Genomic DNA, 13,494 nt, shown 5'->3' with positions numbered 1-13,494 from the left:
TTTTTAATCCCGCCGCCAAGTCGCCTATGACAAAAGGCGTGTAACCATTTCCGACGTATCCCGCGACAGGCCCGGCGTGTCTTTGATCCGTGTCAATGCGCTGTGCATTTTCGCACGGCGCGCGTCATCCCAGCGGCGCATACTGTCAAAGCCGGCGACCATCCGCGCCGTGGTTTGCGGATTGACCGGATCCAGCTTGATCAGCCAGTCAGCGACAAAGTCATAGCCTGCGCCGTCTGCGTGGTGAAAGCCTGCCTGATTCCCCGTCAGCGCCCCGATCACCGATCGGAAACGGTTCGGGTTCTTCCATTCGAAATTAGGGTGCTGCGTCAGGTGGGTGGCAACGGCGACGGCGTCTTGTGGCTGCGCGGCGCTGATCTGCACGGCAAACCATTTGTTCAGCACAAGGCGGTCATGGTGCCACTGGTCGTAAAATGCCTGCGCAGCGGTATCGCCCGCACCATGGGCCAGCAGGATCGAAAGGGCCGCCAATTGCTGCGTCATGTTATCGGCGCTGTCGAACTGGGCCTGCGCGGCATTGCCGTTGTCGGACCAGATCAGCAGCGCCAGCAGGCTGTTCGACAGGGCGCGCCGCCCGCCCTGATCGGCGTCCGGGGCAAAAGGCGCGTCGATTTGGACAGAGGCAAGGACCGGCGGAATATCATTCGCCAAAGCCATCGCCAATTGGCGGTGGGCCTTGCGCCGCGTCTGGTGGATCGCATCGGGGTCAGGGATTTGACCCTGACCTGCCAGGGCAATGGCCAGATCCGCCTCTGACGGCATCGCCAGCAACAAGGCGCGCATGGCCGGATCAAGCGTGCTGTCCGTCAGGGCTGCCCGCAAGCCATCGATATAGGCTGCGTCCAGATCGCCACCCGATGCGATCATGTCCAGCAGAACGGCCTGCCCCAGCGACCGGCCCGCGTCCCAGCGATTGAACGGGTCCGTATCGTGGGTCAGCAAAAAGGCCTGCTCTGCCTGCGTCACGTCACGTTCGACAATCACGGGGGCAGAAAAATTGCGCAGGATCGACGGCACAGGCTTGCTGGCAAGGCCGTCAAAGGTAAAAGTCTGCTGCGCCTCGGTCAGCTCCAGCAATGTGGTCGGAACCACCTCTGCCCCGGTTATGTCCAGCAATCCGACGGCTACGGGAATGTGCAGCGGCAGTTTGTCCGGCTGTCCGGGCGTGGCGAGTGTTTGTTGTGCGATGTGAAGGCGGTAGGTGCCATTCTTAAAGTCGTCTGTCACGGTCAGGCGCGGTGTGCCGGCCTGCGCGTACCAACGCTTGAACTGGGTCAGGTCGCGGCCCGTGGCTTCCGTGAACGCGGTAAGCCAATCCTCTATCGTGGCGGCTTGGCCGTCGTGGCGGGTAAAATACAGATCCAGCGCGGCGCGATAGCCGTCGTCGCCCACTAAGCGCTTGAGCATCCCCACCAGTTCTGCGCCCTTTTCATAGACCGTCACGGTGTAGAAGTTGTTGATCTCGACAAAGCTTTCGGGGCGCACGGGGTGGGCCAATGGGCCTGCGTCCTCTTGGAACTGGCGGTTGCGCATGACCAGCGCATCCTCGATCCGCTTGACGGCATGGCCGTGCAGATCGCCGGTAAAGGATTGGTCGCGAAAGACGGTCAGCCCTTCTTTCAGGCAAAGCTGGAACCAGTCGCGGCAGGTGATCCGGTTGCCGGTCCAGTTGTGAAAATACTCGTGGGCGATGATCGCCTCGATGCGTTGAAAGTCGGCGTCCGTCGATGTGCTTTGTTTGGCCAGAACCGCGCTGGAGTTGAAAATGTTCAACCCTTTGTTTTCCATCGCGCCCATGTTGAAGTCATCCACGGCAACAATGTTGAATACGTCCAGGTCATAGGCGCGGCCATAGACCTGTTCGTCCCAGACCATCGACCGTTTTAGCGCGCCCATGCCAAAGGCGCATTTGTCCAGATCAGCCGCGCGGACCCAGATGTTCAAATCAACATCGCGGCCTTCCATTGTGGTAAAGCTGTCGTTGTGGGCGACCAGATCGCCCGCCACCAGCGCGAACAGATAGGCCGGTTTTGGCCAGGGATCGTGCCATTCCGCCCAGCCTGCACCAGCGGCGGCGGGATTGCCGTTGGACAGGAGCACCGGCAGGTCGCTTTCGATGCGCACGGTGAAAACGCCCATTACGTCGGGGCGGTCGGGGTAATAGGTGATCTTGCGAAAGCCTTCAGCCTCGCACTGGGTGCAATACATGCCGTTTGACATATAAAGCCCTTCGAGGGCTGTGTTTTTTGCCGGGGCGATTTCGACCTCTGCCTCCCATATGAACGCACCGTCCGGCACGGCGCAGGTCAGGCCTGTTGCGGTCAGGTCGGGGGATACGGCGACGCCGTCGATGGCGGCGCTGATCAATTTCAGCTCTTCTCCGTGCAGCATAAAGGGTTGGGGCGGCGCATCCGGGTTCGGCGTGAACGCAATGCGAGAGATGACGCGCGTGGACTCTGGCACCAGCTTAAATGTCAGATGCACACTTTCCACCAGCCATCCGGGCGCCATGTAGTCGGACAGGTAAATCGTTTGGGGCGCTGCGATGTTCATGGAATGTGACCTTATCATGGGCGGAACCGACCGCTTTGGCGCGACGTTATGAACTTGGCAAAGCAGCCGCAACCACTGGCCTTGCGTTAACGAAGGAGATTATGATGTCGGCACCGAAAACGGATCTGGACAAGCAGGAAAAGAACCATCGCGGCCCGATGCGCGGTATGGCCTTTGTCGTGGGCTTTGCACTGTTGCTGTTGGTTGGCCTTATGGTCTGGACATCCAGCAATGGCACATCCCCCGAAGGCGCGGACACCCAGATCGACGGCCGTACAGGCGAAGCTGTGCCCGCTGATCCGCAGGCCGATGCGGCAGCCGATAGCAACTAGGCGACGGTTTCGACATCATGGCGCGGATGCGCAAGAAGGCTGACCTGCCGGTCAAGACCTGCGCTGTGTGCGGCAGGCCCTTCACTTGGCGCAAGTCTTGGGCCAAGGTCTGGGACGAGGTGCGTTACTGCTCTGACAAATGCCGGGCGGCGCGGGGCAAGGCGGCAAAAGCCTGAGCCGCAAAATTGGTGAATTGGTCAGGAATCCTTACCACATCTGGACAGGGCGTCTGCAATCCTCTAGCAAATATGCAAATCGAACGGAGGATCGTGTGATGACTGGACGGATCAACAAAGCTGGGCTGCAGGTCGCGCCGGTGCTGGTGGATTTCATCGAAAAGCAGGCGCTGCCCGGCACGGGCGTGGACGTTGATGCCTTCTGGACCGGTTTTGCCGATCTGGTGAACACGATGGGCCCGCGCGGCCGCGATTTGCTGGCCCAGCGTGAAGAGCTTCAGGCTAAAATCGACGCATGGCATGTGCAGCACCGCGGCCAGACATTCGATGCCGCAGCTTACCGTGCCTTTCTGTCAGACATTGGATATCTGGTGCCCGAGGGGCCAGATTTCGCGATTGAAACAACCTCGGTCGATCCCGAGATCGCCGAATTGCCCGGCCCGCAACTGGTTGTGCCGATCATGAACGCCCGCTTTGCCCTGAACGCGGCGAACGCGCGATGGGGCAGCCTTTATGACGCATTATATGGCACTGATGCGCTGGGCGATCTGCCGCAGGGCAAGGGCTACAACGCCGAACGCGGTGCCCGCGCAATTGCTTGGGGCCGAACGCATCTGGACAAGGTTGCACCGCTGGCCCACGGCTCTTGGGCGGATATCGACAGCTTGGGCGTATCTGACGGGATGCTGTCGCCGCAGTTAAAGGATCAGGGCCAGTTTGCAGGCTATACCGGACAGGGCGATGCGCTGACAGTTCTGTTGCGCGTCAATGGTTTGCTGATCGAAATTGAAGTAGATCCCAAGTCGCAGATCGGCGCGCAGGACAAGGCCGGCATCAGCGATATTCGCTTTGAATCCGCACTGTCCGCCATCATGGATTGCGAAGATTCCGTCGCTGCCGTCGATGCCGAAGACAAGGTGCTGGCCTATTCCAACTGGCTGGGCCTGATGCGCGGCGATCTGACTGAAGAGGTCAGCAAGGGCGGCAAAACCTTTACCCGCGCGCTGCACGGTGATCGCACATTCACCACGTCCGAAGGCCACGACCTGACGGTCAAGGGGCGGTCCTTGATGCTGATCCGCAACGTCGGCCACCTGATGACGAACCCCGCTATTCTGGATAGCGACGGGCAGGAAGTCGGCGAAGGTTTGATGGATGCCATGTGCACCGTGATGATCGCGATGCACGATCTGCACAAAACCTCTGGCATCCGCAATTCCGTCACCGGGTCCGTTTACGTGGTGAAGCCCAAGATGCACGGTCCCGCAGAAGTCGCCTTTGCAGACGATATCTTTACCGCGGTAGAGCGCGTGCTGAACCTGCCGCAGAATACCGTCAAGCTGGGCATCATGGACGAAGAGCGGCGCACGTCTGTGAACCTCAAGGAATGTATCCGCGCGGCCAAGCACCGGGTGGCGTTCATCAACACCGGCTTCCTTGACCGGACCGGCGACGAAATCCACACCAGCATCGAAGCGGGCCCCATGATCCCGAAGGGAGAGATGAAGAACGCGCCCTGGATCAAGTCCTATGAGGATCGCAACGTCGATATCGGTCTGGCTTGCGGATTGCAGGGCAAAGCGCAGATCGGCAAGGGCATGTGGGCCATGCCGGACCTGATGGAACGGATGTTGGTTGAAAAGACCAACCACCCGAACGCCGGCGCAAACTGCGCCTGGGTGCCATCGCCGACAGCGGCCACGCTGCATGCCAGCCACTATCATCAGATCGATGTGCTGGCCCGCCAGGAAGAACTGAAAGCAGGCGGGCCGCGCGGCACACTTGAAGACTTGCTGACAATCCCCGTTGCAAGCGGTCAGAACTGGTCCGAAGACCAGATCACCGCAGAGCTGGAAAACAACGCGCAGGGTATTCTGGGCTATGTTGTGCGCTGGGTCGATCAGGGCGTTGGCTGTTCCAAGGTGCCGGACATTCATGATGTGCAACTGATGGAAGACCGCGCCACCTGCCGCATTTCGGCGCAGGCGCTGGCGAACTGGTTGCTGCACGGTGTGATGACCGAAGCCCGGATGATGGAGGTCATGAAAAAGATGGCTGCTGTCGTGGACGAACAGAACAAGGGCGATGCAGCCTATACGCCGATGGCACCCGACTTTAGCGGCCCGGCCTTCAAGGCGGCCTGCGATCTGGTGTTCGAAGGGCGCACGCAGCCTTCCGGCTATACCGAACCCATGCTTCACGACTGGCGTCTTGTCGCCAAAGCCCACGCATAAAGGAACTGACTATGACACAGATCACCGCCGCACAGGCCCGCACGATTATCGAGGTCGCGATGAAAACCGGCGCGGACAAAGGCTTCAAGCCGCTGTCCGTCGTCATTCTGGACGCGGGCGGCCACGTCAAAGCGTTCGAGCGGGCCGACGGCGCGGCACCCGGCCGCTTTGGCATCGCTCATGGCAAAGCTTACGGCGCGGTCATGCTGGGCATGCCCGGTAGCGCGCAGATGGCCCGCGCCGAGGCGCAGCCGTATTTCATGGCCGCTGTGAACGGCGTGTATGGCGGGCAGGTTGTGCCGGTGCCGGGCGGCGTTCTGGTCAAGGCGGACGGCGTCGTCATTGGCGCTGTCGGCGTGACCGGCGACACATCGGACAACGATGTTGTGGCCGCGATGGCGGGACTAGAGGCTGCCGGCCTGACTGGCGAGGCCTGATTGCCCACAAATTAGGCAATCGTTCAACCATTGAGCGTGCGAAAACGGGATCGGCAGCGCATTTGCTGCCGGTGCCCTCATGCAGGGGTTGCTGTGCGGTCACTGACCTATGCAATCTAGGGGTAAGCAGCTAGATAAGCTGCGTATTCCAGCAGGAGCCTACACCTTGTCCCGTCCCGTTATTGGTATCATCGGCAATTCCCATCTGATCAGCGACAGCTATTTTGTTCAGGCGGCTGGCGACATGAACATGCAAGCCGTGCGCGAAGTCTGTGATGGCCTGCCGCTGATCGTGCCTGCTGATCCGGACATGGTGGATATTAACGATTTGATGTGCGCCTGCGACGGTTTCATCTTTCCCGGCGGGCGGCCCAATGTGCACCCCGAAGAATATGGCGAAGAAGAAACACCAGCACACGGTGATTTCGACCGTGGCCGCGACCGCGTTGCCTTGCCGCTGATCCGGGCCTGCGTGGATGTGGGGATGCCGATCCTTGGCATTTGCCGCGGCTTTCAGGAAATCAACGTGGCCTTTGGCGGCTCGCTTTATCCTGAAATTCGCGATCTGCCGGGGCGGGACAATCACCGCATGCCCCCCGACGGCACGATCGAGGAAAAGTTTGCCATGCGGCACACCATCACCTTTACCGATGGCGGTGTGTTCCACCGGTTGATGGGCAAGCGCGAGGTGATGACAAATTCGCTGCACGGGCAGGGGATCAAGGTCGCCGGTCCGCGCGTCATTATCGACGGCACCGCCCCTGATTCGACACCCGAGGCGATCCATATTGCCGATGCGCCCGGTTTTGCGATGGGTGTGCAGTGGCATCCCGAATATCAGGCTAGCCTTGATATGGTATCGCGTCCCCTGTTCGAAGCCTTTGGCCAGGCGGCTGCCGCCTATGCGCAGGGCAAGCGTGCGCCACTGCGTAAATCGGCCTGATTTCAATAATTTAATACCCATTAAAGCCAAACGCCCGGTGTGCTGGCAGGCACACCGGGCGGGACACGCGCCGCACCGTCATCGAGCAGACTGACGGGGCGCGCATCTGGTTGCGGGTGTTACACCCGCAGCAACTCTGCCTCGTGCCGCTTCAGACAGCGGCGGGCAGTATCGCCATACTGTCCTACGTCAGAACGCAATTGCGGGAAAATTGCAAACAGCTCTTCGCGGGCGGCGTCATGAACTGCGTCGATGCCCAGCGTTCCGGGGTGGAAGCTTTCGGTTGCTGCCCCTTCGGCATAGACGATTTCATGCTGGTCGAACATCATGTGGATATAGGTCACCTGATCGGCCGCATCGCGGGTCACGGACAGGTTGTCCACCAAATGCTTTGCGGGGACCAGAACTTCGGATTCGCCGAACAGCAGCTCTGCCCGGTAGCCCTGGAACAGCATCCGGTGCTGCGGCGACACAATCAGGTCACGCTCTTGCCCCGTGATGACGCCGGGGCGAATGCGCACGGGGGCAAAACGGTCCTGTGCGGACACGGTGCGCGACTGGATCCAGCGGATCGGTTGAAGCCCGTGGTCGCGGGTCATTACCAGATCACCAACCTGCAGGGTCGCGATATCGCGTGCACCCATCGGGGTGGCAATCAGTGTGCCGGGGGTGAAGCAGATGATGTTTTCGATATTGTCGAAGGTCAGCAGGCTGCCGTCGTCAAGCTGCACTGTGCCAGAGGTTTTCGCCTCGTTCGAATAGATCAGCGTGGACAGATCCGCGCCTGTACCCAGCTGCAGCGTATCGCCTACGGTGCCGTTCTCGCCGCCGTCGATGTAGATATCAGCAGGTTCGCCATCGGGATCGGTTGTCAGGACAAAAGTATCGTCGCCCCCGGTGCTGGCAGCGGGTTCGTCACCGTAAGCCGTATCACCGCGGCCAAAGGTGACCGTGTCATTGCCAGCGCCGCCATAAAGTGTGTCCGCACCCGCGCCGCCATCGATGATGTCATTACCGTCGCCTGCGTCAATGACATCGTTGCCAGCGCCGCCAGAAAGCGTGTCGTTGCCTGTACCGCCCCAGATATAGTCGTTGCCGTCGCCGCCATAGACAGTGTCGTCGCCAGTGCCAGCGTTGAAAAAGTCGTTGCCTGCACCGCCAAAGATTTGGTCGTTGCCAGCGCCGGTGATGATAACGCTCAGGTCGTTATCAAGGCTGCCATAGACCGTGTCGTCGCCGCTGCCGGTCACGATGTCTTCGACTTCGCTAAAGGTCGCGGTATCGGTGCCATTGGTGATCGTGCCGGACTCAGTGCCCGTGATGTTGACAGTCACGTTCTGCGTCAGACCAGAGCCGTCGATGCGGTCAAGGTCAAAGCCACTGGCGTCTTCGCCGCCGACAATGGTGTCGTTGCCGAAGTCATCGCCAATGGTGAAGGTATCGGTGCCGGTGCCGCCATCAAGCGTATCGTCGCCCGCACCGCCAGCCAGAATGTCATTGCCAGCTTCGCCATACAGCGTGTCATTGCCAGCGCCGCCGTCCAGCGTATCGTTGCCATTGCCGCCATAGACTTCGTCGTCGCCATTGCCTGCGATGACCGTGTCATTGCCGTCGCCTGCGATGATCAGGTCGTCGTTGCCGGTGTCGCCGGACAGGATGGCGTCGTTCGCGTCAACGCGGTCGCCGTCGGTGTCACCAAGATAGGTGTTGTCGATCAGATCGTCGCCAGCGGTGCCGGTGACGGTGCCATCGGACATGGGGATGCCCATGGCGTTCAAATAGAACGGGTTGGCGGCGTCCGCAGGGGACACACCTGACAGCAGGACCGTTTCGCCATTCGGAAAGCTGAGCAGGGCATTGCCGTTGCCATCGTCGGTGACGGCAACATCGTGCACGTTGACCGGATCGCCGCCTGCATCGTGCAGGTCGCTGACGTCCAGCTGGTCGCGGCCTGTGAAGCTGCCGTCAGGGTTGGTGATCGGTGCCTCGAACGCCGAGACGATATCGTTGCCGCTGCCGTCTTGCAGCACGACGGTGTCCACCGCGCCATCATCAAGGCCCAGATCAAGCGTGTCGTTACCTGCGCCTGCGTCAATACGGTCCGCGCCCGCACCGCTGCTGATCGTGTCATCGCCGCTGCTGCCGGTAATCGTGTCCGCGCCGCTGCCGGTTATCACGTTTTCGATCTGGCTGAAGGTTGCGGTGTTGACGCCGTCGGTCAGGGTGCCGGCCTCTGGTCCGGACAGGGTGACGGTCAGGTTTTCCGTCAGCTCGCTGGCGTCAAGCGTGTCGCCCTGGCTTTCTCCAGCCTCTCCACCGGTGATGGTGTCGTTGCCGAAACCGCCGAACAGGCGGAACACATCGTCGCCTGCGCCCAGGTCGACAACGTCGTCGCCCTCGCCGCCATAGACCGTGTCGTTGCCGGACCCGAGGAAGAAATTCTCGATCTGGTCAAAGGTGACAAGGTTGTCATTGTCGGGATCTTCGTCTGCAACGCTGGCGGTATCGGTCAGCGTGCCTCTTTCGGGGCCGGTCAGGTCCAGAACCAGATCGGCCGTGACTGCGCTGGCGTCCAGTACGTCGCCGGTGACTTCGCCGTCTTCGCCGCCATAGATGAAATCGTCGCTCCAGCCATCGGCCACGACAAAGGTATCGTCGCCCGAACCGCCAAAGATATCGTCCCAGCCCGCGCCTCCGACAAAGGTGTCGTTCGATCCCGCGGCACCAAGGTCATAGATCGTATCATAGCCTTCACCGCCGTAAACGGTGCTGCCTGTGGTCGACCCGTTGGATGTTTCGATGATGTCATCGCCCGCGCCGCCGTAAAGTTCGTCGCCGTCAACGTAGGTTTCATTGTCCAGGACAGAGCCGCCGCCGATAAAGTCGTTGCCATCGCCGCCATAGATCGTGTCGGTGCCTGCGTCGCCCGATACGGTATCGTCGCCGTCGCCTGCGTAGACGGTGTCGTTGCCTGCGCCTGCGACGATCAGGTCATCATTGCCAGCGGTGTCCGGCAGAATGGCATCGTTGTTATCAACCGTATCGCCGTCGCCGTCCGTATAGCCTGCGCCGATGATATCGTCGCCCGCGGTGCCGCTGACTGTGCCATCTGGCATAGGGATCCCCATCGCGTTCAAATAAAATTCGTTACCGGCGTCAGCGGGGCTGATGCCTTGCAGTGTCAGGCTTTCACCGTTCGGAAATGTCAGGACCGCATTGCCTGCGCCGTCGTCGCTGATGACGACATCGCGCGTGTTGACGGGATCGCCGCCTGCATCCAGCAGGCCCGTTACATCAAGTTGGTCGCGGCCGATAAAGCCGCCAAGCCCATCAGGCGTCGGTGCTTCGAAGCCAGAGGCGATGTCATCGCCAAAGCCGTTCTGCAGGATCAGCGTATCGACGGCGTTATCGCCGGCACCCACGTCGATGGTGTCATTACCCGCGCCTGCGTTGATGACGTCTGCACCCGCGCCGCTGGCGATGGTCTGGTTGCCGCCACCTGCGGTGATGGTGTCATTGCCGCTGCCAGTCGCAATACGCTCGATTTCGGAAAACTTCGTCGTGCCGTTGGCATTGGTCAGGGTGCCAGCCTCTGCCCCGGTAAAGGTGACGGTGGTGTCGGTGCTCAGGCCCGATCCATCCAGCAGATCGCCTGCACCCTCTCCGGTTTCGCCGCCCAGAACGGTGTCATTGCCTGCGCTGACCACAAAGCGGTCATCACCCGCGCCGCCGTCTAGCAGGTCATTGCCCGCACCGCCGTCAAGGGTGTCATTGCCGCTGCCGCCATAGACGCGGTCATTTCCGTTGCCCGCCAGAACCGAATCGTTGCCTGCGCCTGCCTCGATCAGGTCGTCGTTTGCGGCATCGCCCGCCAGAATCGCATCGTTGCTATCCACGCGGTCGCCGTCGCGGTCCGTATAGCCCGGGGTGATGACATCATCGCCAGCGGTGCCGCTGACCGTGCCATCGGACATGGGGATACCAATGGCGAACAGGAACTGCTCGTTCGTGGCCGTGGCCGGGGATACGCCCTGCAACACGACCGCTTCGCCGTTAGGGAAGGTCAACACAGCGTTGCCATTGCCATCGTCGCTGACAACCACGTCGCGGGTGTTGACCGGATCGCCGATAGCATCGTGCAGGTTGGTCACGTCCAGCTTGTCGATCGACGTATAGGTGCCGTTTGCATTGGCGACGACGGTATCCATGCTGGTGATGGTGTCGCGGCCGGAACCATCGCGCAGCACCAGCACATCGGCTGCACCGTCGTTGCCAAGGCTGATGGTGTCATTGCCAGCGCCGCCTTCGATACGGTCAGCGCCGGTGCCTGCGGTGATCGTGTCGTTGCCGCTGCCGCCGATGATGCTGTCGTTGCCCGCGCCGGTGTCCACGTTGATGCCGCCGGTGGCCGCGCTGGCGTTCACCGTATCGGCATTAGCGGTCGTGACCACACGTTCGATCTGGGAAAAGGTCGCGGTCGCGCCGGTGGTGCCAAAGGTGGCGGTGCCAGCCTCTGCTCCGGTGTAGGTGACGCTAACGCCGGCGGTCGCAGAGGCGTTGGTGAGGTTCAGCGTATCAATGTCGCCGTTACCGGCATCTTCGCCGCCAATGACAATATTGCGTTCATCGGTATCGGCCACGTTGAATACGTCGTTGCCGGTGCCGCCGTCCAATGTGTCGGATCCTGCGCCGCCGGACAGCGTATCGTTGCCTGCACCGCCCAGCAGCCGGTCATTGCCCGTGCCGCCAAACAGCACGTCATTGCCATCGTCACCGCTGAGCGTGTCGTTGCCGGCACCGCCGGACAAGATATCATCACCCGCGCCGCCCAGCAGGCTGTCATCGCCTGCATCGCCGTTCAAGGTGTCGTTGCCCGCGCCGCCGTCAAGGGTATCGTTGCCTTCGCCGCCGTTCAGGGTGTCGTTGCCGTCACCGCCGTACAGGCTGTCCGTGCCGTCGTCGCCAAACAGGATGTCGTCGCCTGCATCGCCGTTCAGGATATCGTTGCCAAGACCGCCGTTCAGGGTGTCGGACCTGTTGCCGCCGCTTAGGGTGTCGTTGCCCGCACCGCCATCAAGCGCGTCATTGCCATCGCCGCCGTTCAGGACATCGTTGCCGTTACCGCCATACAGCAGGTCATTCCCGTCAGCACCGTTCAAGGTATCATTGCCGTCACCGCCATAAAGCGTGTCGACGCCCAAGCCGCCAGTGATGCTGTCATTGCCGCCGCCGCCAAAGATCACGTCGTCGCCATTGCCGCCGTCAATCGTGTCGTTGCCTTCGGTCGGCACGATCGAGGTGAAGCGCATATCGCTGATCCAAAGCGCCTGACCCGATGTGCCCGCGTTGGAATAGACGATCTGGATGCTGGCAACCGGACCTGCAATGGTCACGCCGACAGCACCTTCGGCGCCATTTGCGCTATTGCTTGTGGACCCTGCGGTGATCGTGTTCCCCGACGTCGTTTCGTCGCCATAAACGGTGAACGTCACGGGAACCGCGTTGCCGTTGGCGTCATAGGCCAGCACGGTCACCACATCCTGCCAACCGCCGGTGTCGATGTCGTTAATGACGAACTGCACGTTAGACACGGAATCCGACACACCGCTTGCGGGGTCGGCGGAAAAGTCGACCGTGGTCGTCACGTTCGGACCAGCGCCGCCGGTCAGATACAGCGAAGAATTAGTGGCAAGGCCGGTTGTGCCTGCGTAGGTGGTAGAACTGGACGTTTCGATGGCGGTATTGCCGCCATCGTTCTGGAACGAAACCGAGACGTTGATGTTACCGGTGTCTTGGGTAAAGCCGTTGACTAGATCAGTGCCTGCCGCGCCCTGACCGATCCAGCTAAGCGTTTCCGTCGTGACAGCGGCAGGGGCGACATCGTCGCCATAGATCACATCGTTGCCGTCGCCGCCCAGAATGCTGTCGTTGCCGGCTTCGCCCCAGATCGTGTCGTCACCCGTGCCGCCGTCGATGGTGTCGTTGCTGTCGCCGCCATAGATCCGGTCGTTACCGGCACCCGCACTGATGCTGTCCCGCCCCGCGCCGCCATAGATGGTGTCGGTGCCGCTGCCGGCTGTGATGGTATCACCGCCTGCGCCGCCATAGCCCAGATTGTTGCCTTCGCCCAAGGCAATGGTATCCGCGCCGGACCCGCCATAGGCGGTATCGTTGCCGGCGCCGCCGTCGATATTGTCGTTGCCCATGCCGCCGTACAGCACATCATTGCCGTTGCCGCCGCTGATCGAATCGTTGCCTTCGCCGCCAAAGACGGTGTCGTTGCCCGATCCGCCAAAAATGGTGTCGTTGCCGGTGCCGCCATAGACGATGTCATTGCCATTCGCGGCCGAGATGGTGTCATTGCCCGCATTGCCGTAGATGACATCTGCGCCGGCAGTGCCATTCAGCGCCGCATCATTGCCTTCGGTGCCGGTGTAGACGCCGACATCTGGCGCCGTGACCACGGTGACCGACCGCAGGTTGGACGGAAACGCCGTAGACGGTTCAAACTGCACGTTTCCATCTGTGTCGATATAAAACGTGCCCGATACGGTCACCAGATTTGTGCTGGTCGAGGTCTGGTATTGCACCGTGCCCGCGCCAAGCGTCTGTGCGATGGTAAAGCTGCTGTAGGCTGTCGCTCCGTCGCCGCTGTTAAGGCGCTCATCGGTTCCAAGGCTAAAAACAACACCATCTGTCATAGTCATCACAATCATATTAGGGCAATTGCCACAAGACGGGGGCATTCGCTCGTTTCTGATCTGAAGCAGTACTGCGCAGGCGGGGCGTGAATTCGCC

7 protein-coding genes are annotated in these 13,494 nt (G+C 61.0%); 5 read left to right on the top strand and 2 right to left on the bottom strand.

From position 1 onward, the window contains the following. Nucleotides 1-24: 24 nt before the first annotated feature. On the bottom strand, nucleotides 25-2,574 hold the full coding sequence (gene pepN / locus SJY10_RS11805) for an aminopeptidase N (protein ID WP_386682809.1): 2,550 nt from the start codon (nucleotides 2,572-2,574) through the stop codon (nucleotides 25-27). Nucleotides 2,575-2,678: 104 nt separating this feature from the next. Here pepN and SJY10_RS11800 point away from each other — a divergent pair, with 104 nt between their 5' ends. From SJY10_RS11800 to SJY10_RS11780, 5 genes are all read left to right on the top strand, one after another. Continuing rightward, nucleotides 2,679-2,906: a hypothetical protein gene (locus tag SJY10_RS11800; protein WP_386682807.1), complete on the top strand. Its 228-nt coding sequence runs from the start codon at nucleotides 2,679-2,681 to the stop codon at nucleotides 2,904-2,906. Between the two features lie 17 nt (nucleotides 2,907-2,923). After that, a complete protein-coding gene (locus SJY10_RS11795) occupies nucleotides 2,924-3,082 on the top strand; it encodes a DUF2256 domain-containing protein (protein WP_386682805.1) in 159 nt (52 codons plus the stop codon). Between the two features lie 98 nt (nucleotides 3,083-3,180). Beyond that, the gene (locus SJY10_RS11790; protein ID WP_386682803.1) at nucleotides 3,181-5,316 is read left to right on the top strand and encodes a malate synthase G; all 2,136 of its coding nucleotides are present in this window, start codon (nucleotides 3,181-3,183) and stop codon (nucleotides 5,314-5,316) included. Between the two features lie 11 nt (nucleotides 5,317-5,327). Continuing rightward, entirely contained in the window at nucleotides 5,328-5,753 is a 426-nt protein-coding gene (locus SJY10_RS11785; protein WP_386682802.1) for a heme-binding protein, read from the top strand. 166 nt (nucleotides 5,754-5,919) lie between these two features. Further along, nucleotides 5,920-6,696 (top strand): gamma-glutamyl-gamma-aminobutyrate hydrolase family protein, encoded by a 777-nt coding sequence (locus SJY10_RS11780; RefSeq protein ID WP_386682801.1) that lies wholly within the window; start codon nucleotides 5,920-5,922, stop codon nucleotides 6,694-6,696. 119 nt (nucleotides 6,697-6,815) lie between these two features. On the opposite strand, the gene SJY10_RS11775 is transcribed toward SJY10_RS11780, so the two are convergent. Further along, nucleotides 6,816-13,403: a Hint domain-containing protein gene (locus SJY10_RS11775; protein WP_386682799.1), complete on the bottom strand. Its 6,588-nt coding sequence runs from the start codon at nucleotides 13,401-13,403 to the stop codon at nucleotides 6,816-6,818. Nucleotides 13,404-13,494: the final 91 nt, after the last annotated feature.

Origin of the sequence: Loktanella sp. R86503 (genome assembly GCF_042466455.1) — a bacterium.
GTDB lineage: Bacteria > Pseudomonadota > Alphaproteobacteria > Rhodobacterales > Rhodobacteraceae > Loktanella.
This window is presented reverse-complemented; position numbering and strand designations above follow the sequence as displayed.